The sequence below is a fragment of the Actinoplanes sp. NPDC021490 genome (assembly GCF_055562135.1).
The window spans coordinates 28,863-45,570 of the sequence record NZ_JBVHFW010000031.1; the positions used below are offsets into that span (position 1 = coordinate 28,863).

Genomic DNA, 16,708 nt, shown 5'->3' on the forward strand with positions numbered 1-16,708 from the left:
GCCCGAGCACCCATCTGCCCGGCCGACTCAGCCCGAGCACCCATCTGCCCGGCCGACTCAGCCCGAGCACCCATCTGCCCGGCCGACTCAGCCCGCGGACCCGTTTTGTCCGGATCCGCGGCTCCATCGGCCGCCGTCACGCGGCCTGCTCGTGGCTGGCCCAGGTCGTCCTATTGCAAAGTTATTTGCATTCCGAGAATCCCTTGAACAATTTGTTAAACGGCATTTTGGCATGATCGAATACTGATGTGGCGCAGATTGGCTGCGGGATAATTTGTGCATGGCGCAGATGTCATTGTTCGGCCGAGCCGAGATATCGAAAATGCGTGACCGCACAGCGGCACGCAACTATTCGGCAAGCCGGGACGAATTTCGGCGCGAACATGAACGACACCGTGAATGGGGCCTGCGGCGGCGCCACGCAGCGAAATTGCAACGCGTGCGGGGCTGCGGCGCGGCGGCGCCTGTCATGCCCGCTGCCCGCGACAACGCGAGCCGACCCGCGACCTCGGCGCCCCCTGTTTCCGCTGCCGCAAACCGGTCGTCTGCGACCTCGCGCCCCACGGCGCCAGTCGCGACGTCACGTCCTACGTCTGAAGCGTCGCGTCCCGCGTCCGCTGCGACGCGTTCCGTTTCTGCAGCTGTAGCGTCGCGTCCCACTTCACCGGATGCGGCGCTGCCGCCCACGCCACCGGGCGCTGCCTCGCTTCGCGCACCTACGGCCGCAGCATCGCAGCCCGTGACTGCGGCTACAACGTCGCGTCCCACTTCACCGCGTACGACGTTGCCGCCCACGCCACCGGCCGCTGCCTCCCGTCGCGCATCTACAGCCGCGGCATCGCGTCCCGCGACTGAGGCCGTGGCATCGCGTCCGGCGACTGCGGCCGTGGCATCGCATCACAGGTCACCGGGTACGGCATTGCCGCCCACTCCACCGGCCGCTCCCACGCCTCCCACGACTGCGGCCGCGGCATCGCGTCCGACGTCTGCGGCTGTAGCATCGCGTCCGGCGACCGCGGCTGCAGCATCGCATCACACGTCACCAGGCACGGCATTGCCGCCCACTCCACCGGCCGCTCCCCCGCGTCCTGCGACTGCGGCCGCGGCATTGCGTGCGACGTCTGCGGCTGCAGCGTCGCGTCCGGCGACCGCGGCATCGCATCACACGTCACCGGGTATGGCGTTGCCGACCACTGCCGCACGTCCCACGTCCCACGTCCGTGGCACCGCGCCCCCACCACTGGTGGCTGCAGCATCGCATCAGAGGTCACCGGGTACGACATCGTCGCCCACTGCCCCGCGTCCCACGTCCACGACTGTGGCATCGCGCCCCACCACTGCGCCTGCAGCATCGCCTCCCACGTCACGGGTACGACATCGTCGCCCACTCCCCCGCGTCCCACATCCGCGACCGCTGCATCGCGCCCCACCACTGCGGCTGCAGCATCGCGTCCCACGTCACGGGTACGACATTGCCGGCCACTGCCCCGCGTCCCACATCCGCAACCGCGGCATCGCGACCACCACTGCGGCTGCAGCATCGCGTCCCACGGCACGGGTACGACAACGCCGTCCGCGCCACCGGCCACTCCCCGCGTCCCACGTCTACGACCGCGGCATCGCGTCCCCGCTACCGCGGCTGCAGCATCGTGTTTCGCGTCTGCGGCTGTGGCATCGGGTCCCGCGTTACCGGATGCGGCGCGCTGCCCACGCCACAGGCTGCCGCCTCCCGTCCGCCGACTACGGTCGCGGCATCGCGTCATACGCCGACGCCTGTGGCATTGCGTCCCGCGTCTGCGAGAGCGACCTTGCCGCCCGGGGCACCGGCCGCGCCTCTGCCCGAACTGGGACCTTGCGAATCAGCAGCCGGCGGCGGTCGACGCACTTCGCCTGGTCGGTCCGGATTCGTGGTCCGCACCTGTTGTCCGGCGGGGGTGCCTGGTCGCGGGAATCCGGAACTTCTGGTCGATCGTTCCTGGCTGTCCAGGATGAGCTGGAAGCGGCTCGCCGGCGCAATACCGGGCTGCCTTGCGCAGGATGTCGCGCTCCTCCTCAAGCTCGCGGACCCACCGGCGCAACTCCGCGTTCTCCTGCTCGACCGCGGTCGGCGCCTGCGCTGCCCGCACGCCCAGCGGACCGGGCGTCGCACCAAGCCGCTGGCCATCGGCGCGGATCCAGGTCCGCAACGTCTCCCGGTTGACTCGCAGGTTGTCAGGGATGCGCCATCGTCGCGCTCGGCCTCGACGGATACAACGCGACAGCGTCAACCTTGGACTCCGGCGGATAGTGCTTGTTCAGCAGAAATCCCAGGTTCAAAGTGTCCAAGATCAGGGGTAAGGCCCCAGCGCCTGTTCGGGCTTTGCGTGGCCTTGAGCTCGCGGGCCGCGATGAATCCTGGCGGGTGCTGGGCGGGTTGCGCCCTTGTGGTCATTTGGTGGATTACTTTGGGCATTCTTCGTGGTGGGTTGCGGTGACACTTGATGCCGTAATATGCCGCCGGGTTTGTGCAACTCACCATTCTGTGGTCGAGGCGATAGAAGTCAAAGTCTGCGTTCGCATTTGGTTCCGCCGCATTCGGCTGTCAGGTGGGCTGTTCCTGGGTGCACCACCAGCTCGTACGGCCGCCGACTGTGCTTTTGGCCATGGGGGCTCCGTCTCGGGGGCAGTGGCCGCCTGCGATGCGGTGGGGGATCAAACGCAGGGTGTGTACTCCGCCGTGCTTGATGGCCGCGCGGACTGCTCGGCGGGTGGCGGTCAGCAAGTGGTCCAGGTCGTCGGGGGTCAGGCGGTCTACGCGGCGGGCCGGGTTTATTCGGGCTGACCACAGGATCTGGTCGGCCAGCAGGTTGCCGATTCCGGCTATGGCGTCCTGGTCCAGTAGGCGGGCCTTGATGGGGGCTGTGCCGGAGGCCAGCGCCGCGCGGAACTGGGCTGGGGTGATTGTGGCGGCGTCGGGGCCCAGGGAGTCGACCGGCGGGTCCAGGCGGACGCGGCCCAGACGGCGGGGGTCGACCAGCAACAGCCGGCCGCCGTCGGTGAAGGTCAGCTCGAAGCGGGACCAGCGGTAGTCGCCTTTGCCGCGGCGGCCCTCCCAGTAGTCGCCGCCGTCGACCTCGGTGCCGTCCGGGTCGGCGATGACGATTTTGCCGGACATGCCCAGGTGGATGCCCAGTTCGGGGCCGTCGTCGCCGGTGTCGCACCACATGCTCTTGCCGCGGCGGTGCGCGGCCACGAGCGTGCGGCCCAGCAGGGCGTCCCGGATCTGGCCGGGGTGGTGCGGGCGGCAGACGTAGGTGTCGGAGTCGTCCACCTCGGTGATCGTGCGGCCCAGTCCGCGCCGTTCGATGACCGCGCGCGCCGACTCGACCTCGGGCAGCTCCGGCATGATGACCAACTTACCGACGGACTCGTCTGTCCTACCGGAGAGGTCTCCGCCAGAGCCCGGGGCGAGCTGGGAGAGACGGGCGGTGAGGGAGAGACGCGGACGCCCACTGGTCGGTGACCGAGCAGACGTACGGACCGCTGACCGTGATCCTCGACGACCTCACAAAATGAAGGCGGTGGACCGGGAGATCAGCACGTACGGCGCCCAGTGCAGCGGATGCTCGTACGGCGCCCCGCCCCCGGCGCCCAGGTCGCGGACCTTCGCCCCCTCCAGCGACTCCCCGTCGAAATCGCGCAGAGAGGCGACGGCCCGCTGCAGCGCAACGGCGTCGGGCGTGCCCTTCATGCGCAGGCGGTAGAACTCGGCCATCAGCAGGGGCGCGGAAGCGTCGTCAATCGGCCAGAGGGTCAGCAGCACCGACCGCGCCCCGGCGGCCAGCAGCGCCCGGCCCAGACCGAGCAGTTCGTCGCCGCGCACGACCGTGCCGGTGCCCGTGCGGCACGCGCTCACCACGACCAGGTCGGCGTCGAGGCGTACGCCGAAGAACTCCGCCGCCGTGATCGACTCCCCCGAGGCGAGCAGGATCGCCGTGCCCAGCGGCGCGTCGGCGTCGAGCACGCCGTGCGTGGCGAAGTGCACGACCGGCGCACCGGCCAGCGCGCGGAGCACCTTTTCCTTGGTCGCGTCCGGGCCCAGCAGCAGAACCGCGTCGCCGAGGGTCGCCGCCACCCGTTCGGCCTCGGCGGCCGCGCCCCGCAAGGCCGGTTGCGGAGTCGCCTCGAAGGCCATGTCGCTGGGGTTGCCGACCACGAGCGGCCGCCCGCCCGCCGTACGCGGTGGCCGGGCCGCGGGCAGGCCGGCGCTCGGCAGCACGGTGATCGGCCGCACCACGCCGAGCGGGCCACCGCCCCAGGGCAGCGCGCCGAACGGCAGGCGGGCCAGCGGACCGGACGGGATGATCAGCAGGGCCGTGCTCTTTTCGAGGACCGGGCGCAGCGGTTCGAGCAGCAGCCGGGCCAGATCACCAGCGGCCTTCCCGTACGGGCGCCCCGACGCGCACGCGTCGACCATGGTGGACACCGGGCCGGCGATCGCGGTGTTCCGGTAATACGGGCAGGTCATCCCGTCGCGGGTCACCGCCCAGCCCAGCAGCTCGTCGGACCCGGCGACGTATTGAATCAGCGCGACCCCCTCGGGCAGACCGGCCGCCACTGTGGCCAGATCGTCCACCTCGGCCTGCGGGTTGACGGCCGTCCAGAAACGCGGGTCGGCGTCGCGCAGCTCGCGTTCGACGGCTTCCAGGCGGGAGCGGGCGGTGGCGAGCGCGGCGCGCGACCCGGCCGAGGAAGCGGCGGCCAGCCGGTCCTGGGCCAGCGTCACCTGCGCCCCGGCCGTCCGCCACCGCTCGACCAGCGCGGCCGGCCGCCCGGCCCCGGCGGCGTCCAGGTTGGCCGCCAGCAGGTCCCGCAGCGCGCGCGATCGGGCCCGCTCGGCGTAACCGAACGCCCGCGCGTGCCCGGCCGCCGGATCGGGGCTGCTCTTGGCCAGCTTCAGGGCGGTCCGCACGGCGTCCAGGTAGGTGTTCTGCACTCCGGCCACGGCGAAGAAGGACGTCTTGAGCTCGTCGCGGCGCAGACCGCCCCGGGTCTGCTCGATCTCGGCCAGAGCCTGGTCGAACTGCCCGAGCGCGCCGGTCAGGTCGCCTTCCTGTTCGAGCAGCCGGCCCACCATGTCCAGGTGCTCCCAGCGGGGCCCGATCCCGCTCCACCAGTCCGGCCGGGCCCCGCGTAACGCGTCGTAGTGGCTGCGGGCGGACTCGCGGTCCCCGACGTTGAGCTGAAACGCGAGGCCCTGAATGTGCAGCATGCGCCATCCCAGGCTGCCGGCCTCGGCGCCGGCCAGTTCGGCGGCGACGTAGCGGGCGAACGCCGCCGAGGCCACACCGGCATCCCCCGCGTACGCGTTGACCACCGCCTCGTCGAAGTCGCCGCCGATCGCGGCCCGCGCCTCGTGGATCAGCCGCTCCACCAGCTGCCCGTCGCCCGCGTCCCGGGCCGCGCGAGCCTGGTAGACCAGCCCGCGAACCGGGCTGCCGATCATGTCGGGGAGGGTCAGCAACGGGGTCGCGAAGGCCAGCGCCCGCCCGGTGTAGCCGTTCAGCCCGCGGCGCACCGGCTCCAGCACCTCCTGCAGGGCGGTGCTGGCGCGTTCCATGCCGGCCACGTCGCGGATCTCGTTGGCCAGCACGTGCAGCCGGACCGCCAGCAGGGCGCGGCGCTGCCGCCGGGGATCGGACGGGTCGGCCGGCTCGGCCAGGGGTTCGCTGTCGGCCGCCAGCGCGTCGTGGACGGCCAGCCGCACCCCCGCGACATCGCCCACCGCGGCGGCGATCGAACCGGCGGCCACCACTGCCTGGCTGTGCGGGACCGGCTCACCCAGCCCTTGAAAGACGCGCGACGCCAGACCGAGCGCGGCCGATCCTCGCTCGGCCGCGCCGCGGCGGGTCGCCCATTGCCATCCGGCCCGGCTGCAGAGCAGGCCGAGCCCGAGGGCGGGGCCGGGCCCGATGACTTCCGGCCCGGCCGCGACCACCAGCTCGGCCGCGTCGGCGTCGGCGGGCAGCACGTCGTCGGCCACGCCGGCCAGGGCGCCGTGAACGGCGGCGATGGCCTCGTCCAGCGGCCGCCCGGCGGCGGCGAAGCCCCGGCGGGCCCGCGAGGCGAGCACGACCGCCTCGCCGGGCCGGCCCTGCAGGACCTCGAGATAGGCGTGGCGCAGGGTGACGGCGGCCCGGCCCGCCTCGTCGCCGGCATAGCGGTCCGCGGCGTCGGCGTACTCGCGGCGGGCCGCGGCGATGTCCGCCGATGAGGCCGTGAGCTCGCCGGCCTCGACCGGGGCGGGCAGCTCGACGCCGGGCGTGTTCGGCTGGTAGGTCAGCACGCAGTTCCAGCCGAGCGGCGACACCAGCAGGTCACCGGCGACGAGGGAGGCGGCCGCCAGGCCTTTCGTGTCGCCGGCCGCGGTCAGCCGCTGTCGCGCCGAGCGCAGGTGATGCTCGGTGGCGGCGCGGCCGGCGGCCCGGGCCGACATGTCGGCGGCGAGCAGGTCGAGGTGGCCCTGCAGGTCGATCCGCGTTCCGAGGTACGCGCGGGCCTCGTCGATGGCGGCGATGCCGTCGGCCGGGGTGCCGCCGGGCTCACCGGCGAGCAGGCGGATCGTGGCGGTGGCCCGGGTGTTGCGCAGGTCGGTGAGGAGCTGCCCGATGATCCAGTCCTCGGCCCGGACGATCGTCTCCGGCCGGGGCCGGGGCGGCTGCTCGAGCATGCGGCGGATCAGGTGCCCGAACGGACGCCCGTCCCCGTCCGGCAGCGACAGCCAGCACGTGTGCCAGGCGAAATGGCGCCAAGCGGCCAGCGTGACCGGGTCCCCGCCGGGCCCGTCGCCGAGGACGGCCAGCGCGCGGGCCGAAGCGCCCGACGCCATCAGGGCCCGTACGGGGGAGAGGGTGTCCGGATCGGCGGTGGCGGCCAGCCGGTCGAGCAGGCCGCCCGGCACGAGTTCGGCGGCGGTTCCGGGCATGCCATCCTCCAGTCAGGACATTCTGCGGTCCCCCAGTACTGACGGACGACCGGGAGAGCCGCCATCGGCGGGGACGGATCCGTCGTTGTATCGTCCTGCGCGTGACTGATCCACTCCTTCCGGGCGATCCGGCCGAACTGGGCGGCTACCGGCTGCTCGGGCGGCTCGGCCGGGGCGGGATGGGAGCCGTCTATCTCGGCGAGGACGCCCGCGGCCGGTTGGTCGCCGTCAAGATGATCCGCCCCGAGTACGCGAACGACACCGAGTTCCGCGGCCGGTTCCGCAGCGAGGTCAACCGGGCTCGTCAGGTTCCGCCGTTCTGCACGGCCGAGGTGCTCGACGCCGACCCCGACCATCCCACGCCGTACCTGGTGGTCGAGTACGTGGACGGGCCCAGCCTGTCCGAGGTGATCGACGGGGACGGCCCGCTGACCGGGGGCAGTCTGCACAGCGTGGCCGTCGGGGTGGCGACGGCGCTGGCCGCGATCCACGGCGCCTCGGTGATCCACCGGGATCTCAAGCCGAGCAACGTCCTGCTGGCGCTGGGCACGCCCAAGGTCATCGACTTCGGCATCGCCCGCGCGTTCGAGGCGACCAGCCAGCACACCCGTACGGATCAGATGGTCGGCACGGTCGCCTACATGGCCCCGGAGCGTTTCGACGCCGACCACTTCGGCGAGGTGGGCCCGGCGGCCGACGTGTTCGCCTGGGGCGCGGTGGTCACGTACGCCGGCACCGGCCGCACCCCCTTCCGGGCCGATTCGCCCACGGCCACCGCGGCCCGGATCCTGACCCAGCCGCCCGAGCTGTCCGGGTTGCCGGAGCCGCTGCAGGGGGTGGTCGCCCGGGCGCTGGCCAAGGACCCGGCCGACCGGCCCACCGCGCACGAGCTGCTCGAACTGCTGCTGGAGGTGGACACCGCCGGCAAGACCGTGCCGGTCCGCCTGGAGGTTCTGGAGGCGGCCGCGGCCGCGCAACGCGGGCGAGGCCGCGGCCGTCCGGGCCGGAGCCGGACGCGGCGCGCGGTCCTGGCCGGGGCGGCCGTGCTGGTCGCGGGCGTGGCCGGGCTGGTGCTGGCCCACTCGCCGGGCCAGCGGGACGAGCCCACCGGCGCGGCCCCGGCGCCCGCCCCGTCCTGGCAGCGGGCCGCCGGCGGTCTGGCGATCATCGACCGTCTGGACCGGCCCGGTCAGTGGCGGGAGTCGCGCAACGAGGTCGACGGCCAGTGCGTCTTCGAGAACGGCCGGCTCGAGGCCCGGACCGGGATGGCCGCGGTGTTCCGCTGCCCGGGACCGCCGGACTCGTTCGCGAAGGACCAGGCGATCAGGGTCGGCGCGGCGGTCCTGACCCCGGGATCGTGTGCGGCGATCTGGTTCCGCCTGGCCGGGACGAACGCGTCGCTGGTGTCGCTGTGCGAGAACGAGGTCCGGCTGGGCGTGGACACCGCGGACGGCGTCGTCGGCGAGGAGAAGGTCGCGATCCCCAGCGCCGCGGCGGGACGCGTCCGCGAGGTCGAGGTCGTCGTGCGCGGCGCCGAAGTGACCGTCTCGGTGGACGGCGCGGCCCGGCTGACCAAGGCGCTCGGCCGATCGTCGCCGAGCGCGGGCCGGGTGACGTTCGGCGTCCTCGACGATGTCATCAGCGGCGACGCCCGTGCCGCGTTCACTCGTGCGGAGGTCGTCAAGCTGTGAAGCGACTCGTCATCCTGCTGGTGCTGCTGGCCGGCGGCTGCGGCACCGGCACACCGGAAGGATCCGCGGCCCCGGCGCCCGAGGTGTCGGCGTCGCGGGCGCCGGTGGAGAGCACGGCCGCGCCGCGGCCCCGGTTCGCCGACCTCACCCAGGGCAGCACGACCTCGGTGGTCAACCTGCACGAGTACGACGCCGGGAACGCCTCCGCCGTGGTCGAGCCGATCATCTTCATGACCGGCGACGCGTACTGCCGGACCTTCAAGATCAAGCGTACGGACGGCCGGTGCGTCAACCACGCGTACGTCACCGAGGAGAGCCACACCAAGGTCACCGTCCCGGTCGGCGCGGACGCGAAATACTTCACGTGGGAGATGCCCAACGGCGACGTCGCCGTCGAGGCGCCCGAGAAGGGCGGCACCTACCCCATGACGCGGAAGCGCTTCGCCGCCTGGTCCGAGCTCAACAAGCAGGCCATGGTCGCGGTGGTCACCAAGGACGGCGTCATCACCCGGATGGCCGTCGTCTACACGCCGTGACGATACAAAACCCCGATACTGGGAACTGAAGGCATCTCGGTGCAATCCCACCACGGAGGGGCGACATATGACCGTGCCCGCTTATGTTTCGGCCACGCTGACCAAGGCGGAGAAGGCCGGCGCGCACCCGGCCGAACTGGCGGCGCTGCGCCGGCGCCTCGAGCAGCTGAGCGAGTCGCGGGCCGGCCTGCTTCCGGGCGACACCCTGGAGCCGCTCGACGACGTGACCCGGCTGGAGGACCTGCCCGAGCCGCCGGAGGAGCGGGCCCGCGAGGTGCTCGACAGTCTGGTCGTGGTCAAGCTCAACGGCGGGCTGGGCACGAGCATGGGCCTGACCGGACCGAAGTCGCTGCTCGAGGTCAAGCCGGGCATGAGCTTTCTCGACGTCATCGCCACGCAGGTGCTGGCCGTGCGGCAGCGCTACGGCGTACGGCTGCCGTTGCTTCTGATGAACTCGACCGTCACGCGCGGGCCGTCGCTGGCCGTGCTCGACCGCTACGACGGCCTGCGCGATCAGGCCACGCCCCGCGACTTCCTGCAGGGTCGTGAGCCCAAGCTGCGCGCCGACGACCTGCACCCGGTGGAGTGGCCGGCCGATCCGGAGCTGGAATGGTGCCCGCCCGGGCACGGCGACCTCTACACCGCGCTGGCCGCTTCGGGGACCCTCGACCAGTTGCTGGACGCGGGCCTGCGCTGGTGCTTCGTGTCGAATTCGGACAACCTCGGGGCGACCGTCGACGTCCGGGTCGCCGCCTGGGTCGCGGCCGAGGGGATTCCCTTCGCGATGGAGGCCGTACGGGGAACATCCGCCGATCGCAAGGGCGGGCACCTCGCCCGGCACGACGGCCGGGTCGTGCTACGTGAGACCGCGCAGGTGCCCGAGGGCGACGACTCCTTCACCGATGTCGAGCGGTGGCGGTTCTACAACACCAACAACCTGTGGATCGACCTGCGGGCGCTGCGGGATCTTCAGCAGGCGGACCCGGCGGCTCCGGCGCTGCCGCTCATCGTCAACCGCAAGACCGTCGACCCCAAGGATCCTTCCAGTACGCCGGTGATCCAGCTCGAGACAGCGATGGGCGCGGCGATCGGCTCGATCGCCGGGGCCCGGCCGGTGCTGGTGCCACGCACCCGGTTCGCGCCGGTCAAGACCACCGACGACCTGCTCGTGGTCCGGTCGGACGCCTACGAGCTGACCGCCGACGGGCAGATGACCCCCGCCTTCGACGGCTCCGGACCGGTCGTCACCCTGGACCCGGAGCACTTCCGCCTGATGCCCGAGTTCGAGCGGCGCTTCCCGGCCGGCCCGCCGTCGCTGCGCCGCGCCACCAGGCTGCGCGTCGAGGGCGACGTCACGTTCGGCGCCGGTGTGGTCGTCGAGGGCGACGCCCAGGTGACCGGACCGCGCCGGGTCGACGACAACGAAGTCCTGCCCTAGATTCATCCCATCATCCCATGATTGACTGCCGGGGTGTCCACGACAGTGCTCGACCCGCCCCGGCTACACCGCGGCATCCTCCTCGCGGTCGCCCTGACCGCTCTCAACCTGCGCACCGCCGTGACCGGCTTCAGCGTGCTGACCGGGGAGGCCGGTGACGACCTGCACTTCGGGCCGGTCGTCGCCGGCGCCATCGGCACGATCGTGACAGCCTGTTTCGCGGTGGCCGCGTTCGCCGCCCCGCCGCTGGCCCGCCGGCTCGGCCTGGAACGGACGGCCGCGCTCGCGGTGACCGCCACGACCGCCGGCATCCTGGTGCGCGCGTTCGCCTGGTCGCCGGCCGTCATGATCGTCGCCAGCGTCGTCGCGTTCGCCGGTGTCGGCGCCTGCAACGTCATCCTGATCCCGATCGTCAAGCAGCACTTCCCGGAACGCCTGCACGCGGTCAGCACGATGTACATGGTCCTGCTGCAGGTCGGCCAGCTGGCGGCGCCGCTGATCGCGCTGCCGCTGGCCCACGCGTACGGCTGGCGGACGGCCGCGGGCGCCTGGGCCGTGGTGACCGCCGCCGCGGCGGTGCTGTGGTTCGCCGCGGTCCCCCGGCCGGGCCCCCGCACCGAGGGACCGGCCCCGGCCGCGACGGGTGTCGTCCGGCGTACGCCGCTCGTGCTGGGCCTGATCGGTCTGATGGCCATGACCACCTTGCACGTCTACACGCTGGTGACCTGGTTCCCGACCATGCTCGAGGACGCCGGGCTGAGCTCGACCGCGAGCGCGCTGCTGCTGTCGTGGTTCGCCGGGCTCGGGCTGATCGCCGCCTTCGTCGTGCCGCCGCTGACCACCCGCCTGCGCAATCCGTACCCGATCGTCGTGGTCTGCGTGGCGCTGATGGGCGTCGGCTACGCGGGCATGCTCGCGGCCCCGGCGGCCGGCGCCTTCCTGTGGGCCACCGCTTTCGGCCTCGGGGTGAGCACCTTCCCGCTCTGCCTGACCCTGATCGGCGCCCGCGCGGCCAACCCGGCCACTGCCTCCCGGCTGTCCGGCGTGGTGCAGGGTGTCGGCTACGGCATCGGCTGCGTCGGACCGCTCGCTCTCGGCGCGATCAACCAGCTCACCGGCGGCTGGAACATCACGTACGGGCTGCTGGCGGCCACCCTGCTGATCACCCTGGGCGCCGGGTGGGCCGCGTGCCGGCCGGTCGCGGCGCCGGCCGGTTAGGCTGCACCCCGTGCCTCTCGATCGCGCCGGCCTCACCACCCAGGTCACGGAGCTGTTCCGGTCGCAGGTCACCGAGGGCGGCTGGCCGGTGGGCAGCAAGATCCCGACCGAGCCCGAGCTGGTCGAGTGGAGCGGCGCCGGGCGCAACACGGTGCGCGAGGCGATCGGCTCGCTGGTCCAGGCCGGCATCCTGCGGCGCGAGCAGGGCCGCGGGACGTTCGTGGTGTCGACATCGGACCTGAGCTCGTCGGTGTCTCGCCGGGTCGCCGCCACCTCCCGCCGGGACAGCCTGGAGCTGAGGCTGGCGCTGGACGCCGCGTCGGCCCGGATCGCCGCGACCCGCCGCACCGCGGCCGACGCCGAGCGCCTGGTCACCCTGCTGCGCGAACGGCAGACCGCGTGGGCCGGCGGGGACGCCCACGAGCGGGTGCGCGCCGACTCGGCCCTGCACCGCGCGGTGGTCGGGGCCACCCACAACACCCTGCTGCAGGACGTTTACGAGGGGCTGCTCGGCGTCTTCGAGGAGGTGCAGCTGCACGACGTGGCGGGCGAGACCGACGAGCTGGCGCAGTTGCACGCCGACCTGGTCGAGGCGATCGTCGGCGGCGATCCCGACCGGGCCGCGGCCACCATGTCGACGCTGCTCCAGCCGTTGATCAACCAGGCCGCCCCGGCTACCGGGTGCTGATCAATCAGGCCGCCCCGGCTACCGGGCGCTGATCGTGAACGCCGAGTCCTGGAGATAGGCGTCGCCGGTCTCCTGCGGGTCGAGCCGCAGCCGGTCGCCGAGCACCCGCACCATCCGGTCCGGATAGTTGAGCGAGACCAGTCGCACGCTGCCGGCGACCGGGCCCGGCCGGGGGCAGAACGTGGCGTCGCGCCGGAACAGATCCCGGTCCTCCTCGGCGTTCAGCACCACCTGGAACGAAGCGTGCCGCACGTAGCGGCCGTCGGCGGCGCGCATCGACAGGCAGGCCGGGTCGGCGATGCCCGGCACCACGGTGACCACCTTCGCGGGCACGCCGGTGGCCACGACCAGGTTGTCACCATCCACCGTGATGACGTTCCCGGGCCGGCCCGCGGGCCGCAGCACGGACGGGCCGAGCGCCACGAGGCCCGTCGGGCTGGGCGAGGCCGTACGGGAAGGGGGTGGGACGGCCGCCGTGGCCGCGCGGGACGGGACGGCGGCGGAGGACGGCCGGGGACTGAAGAAACTGCGGGCCGGCGTGGCCGTCGGTGAGGCCGCCACGCGGGGCGGCTCGGGGCGGGACAGATAGACACCCCCCGACACCGTCGCGGTGACCAGCACGGCGGCCGCCACCTTGACGCCGACCGCCTGCCCCAGCCACCCGGTGGCCGCCGCACCGACCGCGGACCCGGCCCCGGCGGTGGCCCCACCGGTGGCCGCTCCCACCATCAACGGCAGGGGCACCATCGCCGCGCCGGCGACCAGACGTTCGAGAGGCAGGAAGCCGGAACTCGCGGCTCCGCAGAAGACGCAGTCCCGCAGGTGCCGGGCCAGACGCTTGCGCCAGCGCGGGCTGGGCTCGCCGTCCCAGCCCTGCAGCGCCGCCTCGAGACCGGGGCACCGCGGCTGGGCCTCGAGCGCGGCGACCAGATGGCGGCTCAGTTCGAGCTGCTGACGCATGCGCTGGATGCGGACGCGAGCGTGCGCCGCGCTCACCCCCAGCGCCGCCACCACCTCGGCCCGGCTGAGCTCGCCGAGCACCTCGCGCCACCAGAGGGCGGCCAGCTGCTGATCGTCGGGGTCGAGCCAGCGCGCCGCCTCGGCCACCTGTTTGCGCTGCGCCGACAGCTCCGCCCGCAGCTCCGTGACACCGGCGAAGTCGGCGCCCGGGTCGGCCACCTGCTCGGCTTCCTCCAGCGGCGCGACCCGTTCCCGCTCCTGCTGCCGCAGGCGCAGCCGGCCGCTGACCTGGTGCATGGCGATGGCGACCAGCCAGGAGCGGAAGCTCGCCGGGGTGCGCAGGGCCGGCAGGTCGCGGTGCGCCCGCAGAACCGTTTCCTGGACGACGTCGTCGACGTCGGCGTGCCCGTCCAGCGCCCGGCCGACGATGCGGTAGAGCAACGGCAGATGCGCCGAGATCAACGCCTCCGCGGCCCGCCGGTCACCGGACCGGGCCGCGATCACCAGATCGGCCAGTTCGGCGGCGTTTCCGGTGACGATCCCCGGGCCGGTTTCCTCGCTATGGGCATGGCGTCCGGCCCCACCGCCATCCGTCACCACCAGATCTCCCTCCGCACTGATCGTCATCGATCAGCGAGACCGATGATAACGACAACAATCGCGATGCGGCGGGCCGGTGGATCCATTACGGCGAAATTTCGGAGGCGAGGCTTGAATGCGCCGGCACCCGCGCTGCGCACGCATTCGAATATCGGCCCGGGCCGGCGGTCCGGCGACGACTAGAGGGCGAGGCCCGGTCGTCCGACGACCACTACATCGAGCTGCGCCGGCCAACGAGGAAAGCCGCTGCCACCACCTCAAGAAGGGCGGCCGCAGAGAAAGTTTGGCGGAAAGTGTTACGGAAGCACCCGCCGATCGTTCCACCTTGCTCGGCCCGGTTCGACTCGGCCGCAGCCGTCCGCATAACCACTTTTCAGTAGATAAATTCTGGAAGCCGTCGGCCGGAAATTGTTACGCCATCCCCCGGGATTGAGTCTCCGCCGGATCGTCTTGAGGGCCTGGAAACATCCTGGCAATATGCGTGATTGAGCTGGGAGCGCTCCCAGTCCAGGCGTCGCGTGCGAATTCCCCGCGCACCGTTCGCCTCCTCGTCCCGCAGAAAGGCCATCCCCCGATGAATCCCCGTATTCCCCGGCTTCGCAGTGCGCTGCTCTCGGCAGCAGCCGCGGGTGTGGTGATCGCCGCGAGCGTCGCGGTGATCGGCACCGCCGAGGCGGCCAGCACGCTGGGCGCCTCGGCCGCGCAGACCGGCCGTTACTACGGCGCCGCGATCGCCGCCGGCCGATTGGGCGACTCCACCTACTCCCGCATCCTGACCACGGAGTTCAACTCCGTCACGCCCGAGAACGAGATGAAGTGGGACGCCACCGAGCCGTCCCAGGGCCGTTTCACCTTCACCAACGGCGACCGCATCCTCAACCAGGGTGTGTCCATGGGCGCGAAGGTCCGCGGGCATGCCCTGCTGTGGCACCAGCAGGAGCCGGGCTGGGCCCAGTCGATGTCCGGCACCGCCCTGCGCAATGCCATGATCAACCACGTCACCCAGGTCGCCGCCCACTACAAGGGCAAGATCTACGCCTGGGACGTCGTCAACGAGGCCTTCGCCGACGGCGGCAGCGGCGGCCGGCGCGACTCCAACCTGCAGCGCACCGGCAACGACTGGATCGAGGCCGCTTTCCGGGCCGCCCGGGCCGCCGATCCCGCCGCCAAGCTCTGCTACAACGACTACAACACCGACGGCATCAACGCGAAGTCGACCGGCATCTACAACATGGTCCGCGACTTCAAGTCCCGCGGCGTCCCTATCGACTGCGTCGGCTTCCAGTCGCACCTGGGCACCGGCATCGACTCGTCCTACCAGGCCAACCTGCAGCGCTTCGCCGACCTCGGCGTCGACGTGCAGATCACCGAGCTCGACATCGAGCAGGGCGGCAACCAGGCCAACATCTACGCCACCGTCACCCGGGCCTGCCTGGCCGTGTCCCGGTGCACCGGCATCACCGTCTGGGGCATCCGCGACACCGACTCGTGGCGTACCGGGGCCAACCCGCTGCTCTTCGACGGCTCCGGCAACAAGAAGGCCGCGTACACCTCGGTGCTGAACGCTCTCAACGCCGGCGGCCCGACCACGCCGACCAGCCCGCCCACCAGCCCGCCGACCAGCCCGCCCACCGGACCGCCGACGAGCCCGCCGACCAGCCCGCCGGCCACCGGGTGCAGCGCCACCGTCTCGCTCAACACGTGGAACGGCGGCTACGTGGCCACGGTCCGCGTCCAGGCCGGCTCCGCGCCGGTCAACGGGTGGACCGTGACCGTGCCGCTGCCGTCCGGGAGCGCCATCACCGGCAGCTGGAACGCGTCCGGCAGCGGCACCTCCGGCACGGTCAGCTTCCGCAACGTCGCCTACAACGGGCAGATCCCGTCGAGCGGCTACGCCGAGTTCGGCTTCCAGGGCACCGGCGCCGGTCCCGGCTCCGGCCTCACCTGCGCCGCCGGCTGACACCCCGCCGCCCGCCGGCCCGGACACCGGGCCGGCGGGACCCGCACGCACCCCTGGGGGAAGGAGATCAGGATGCCCCGTACGCGTGTGCGCCTCTGGATCGGCGCGAGCCTCGCTCTCGCCGTCAGCGTCGCCGGCACCGCCGTCACCACCAGCGCCCGGGCCGCCGCGGGCTGCCGCGTCACCTATTCGGTCACCAGCCAGTGGCAGGGCGGGTTCGGCGCCTCCGTGACGATCGACAATCTCGGCGATCCGCTCACCGGCTGGCAGCTCGGGTGGTCGTTCACCGCCGGACAGACGGTCACGCAGCTCTGGAACGGCTCGGTCGCCCAGGCCGGTTCGCAGGTGACGGTGACCAACGCCGCCTACAACGGCAGCGTGCCGACCGGAGGCAGCGCGTCGTTCGGGTTCAACGCGACGTCCGGGTCGGCCAACCCCGCGCCGGGGAGCTTCACCCTCAACGGGGTCGTGTGCACCGGGGGAACGACGCCGGAAACCCCACCGGCCACGACCACACCGCCCACGACCGCGCCGCCGGACCCGACGGCGCCGAGCACGTTCACCAATCCGGTGGTGTGGCAGGACTTCGCCGACGGCGACATCATCCGGGTCGGGGACGCCTACTACTACTCGGCGTCGACCATGCACTACTC

11 protein-coding genes are annotated in these 16,708 nt (G+C 72.4%); 8 read left to right on the forward strand and 3 right to left on the reverse strand.

The features are described 5' to 3' along the window. Positions 1–236 (forward strand): hypothetical protein (locus ACZ3I4_RS47085; RefSeq protein WP_465388706.1); only part of this gene is annotated, 236 nt, incomplete at its 5' end. Between the two features lie 2,345 nt (positions 237–2,581). On the opposite strand, the gene ACZ3I4_RS47090 is transcribed toward ACZ3I4_RS47085, so the two are convergent. Continuing rightward, positions 2,582–3,385 (reverse strand): Fpg/Nei family DNA glycosylase, encoded by an 804-nt coding sequence (locus ACZ3I4_RS47090; protein ID WP_465388707.1) that lies wholly within the window; start codon positions 3,383–3,385, stop codon positions 2,582–2,584. Positions 3,386–3,544: 159 nt separating this feature from the next. Next, positions 3,545–6,964: a CHAT domain-containing protein gene (locus tag ACZ3I4_RS47095; RefSeq protein WP_465388708.1), complete on the reverse strand. Its 3,420-nt coding sequence runs from the start codon at positions 6,962–6,964 to the stop codon at positions 3,545–3,547. Between the two features lie 101 nt (positions 6,965–7,065). Between ACZ3I4_RS47095 and ACZ3I4_RS47100 the strand changes: the two genes are divergently transcribed. From ACZ3I4_RS47100 to ACZ3I4_RS47120, 5 genes are all read left to right on the forward strand, one after another. After that, positions 7,066–8,655 carry a serine/threonine-protein kinase gene (locus tag ACZ3I4_RS47100; RefSeq protein ID WP_465388709.1) on the forward strand — a complete coding sequence of 530 codons (1,590 nt, stop codon included), beginning with the start codon at positions 7,066–7,068 and terminating at the stop codon, positions 8,653–8,655. After that, positions 8,652–9,191, forward strand: a complete 540-nt coding sequence (locus ACZ3I4_RS47105; protein ID WP_465388710.1) for a hypothetical protein — start codon at positions 8,652–8,654, stop codon at positions 9,189–9,191. Before ACZ3I4_RS47100 ends, ACZ3I4_RS47105 begins: the two co-directional genes overlap by 4 nt. A gap of 67 nt (positions 9,192–9,258) precedes the next feature. Beyond that, positions 9,259–10,629: a UTP--glucose-1-phosphate uridylyltransferase gene (locus ACZ3I4_RS47110; protein ID WP_465388711.1), complete on the forward strand. Its 1,371-nt coding sequence runs from the start codon at positions 9,259–9,261 to the stop codon at positions 10,627–10,629. A gap of 33 nt (positions 10,630–10,662) precedes the next feature. Beyond that, the gene (locus ACZ3I4_RS47115) at positions 10,663–11,847 is read left to right on the forward strand and encodes an MFS transporter (RefSeq protein WP_465388712.1); all 1,185 of its coding nucleotides are present in this window, start codon (positions 10,663–10,665) and stop codon (positions 11,845–11,847) included. Positions 11,848–11,857: 10 nt separating this feature from the next. Continuing rightward, positions 11,858–12,535, forward strand: a complete 678-nt coding sequence (locus ACZ3I4_RS47120; protein ID WP_465388713.1) for a FadR/GntR family transcriptional regulator — start codon at positions 11,858–11,860, stop codon at positions 12,533–12,535. Between the two features lie 18 nt (positions 12,536–12,553). Here the strand turns inward: ACZ3I4_RS47120 and ACZ3I4_RS47125 are convergent, their stop codons facing one another. Next, positions 12,554–14,095: a sigma-70 family RNA polymerase sigma factor gene (locus ACZ3I4_RS47125; protein ID WP_465388714.1), complete on the reverse strand. Its 1,542-nt coding sequence runs from the start codon at positions 14,093–14,095 to the stop codon at positions 12,554–12,556. A gap of 574 nt (positions 14,096–14,669) precedes the next feature. Between ACZ3I4_RS47125 and ACZ3I4_RS47130 the strand changes: the two genes are divergently transcribed. Both ACZ3I4_RS47130 and ACZ3I4_RS47135 read left to right on the forward strand, forming a co-directional pair. After that, a complete protein-coding gene (locus tag ACZ3I4_RS47130; protein WP_465388715.1) occupies positions 14,670–16,055 on the forward strand; it encodes a glycoside hydrolase family 10 protein in 1,386 nt (461 codons plus the stop codon). Between the two features lie 72 nt (positions 16,056–16,127). Next, positions 16,128–16,708, forward strand: a 581-nt coding sequence (locus ACZ3I4_RS47135; protein ID WP_465388716.1) for a cellulose-binding domain-containing protein, incomplete at its 3' end; no start/stop codon positions are given.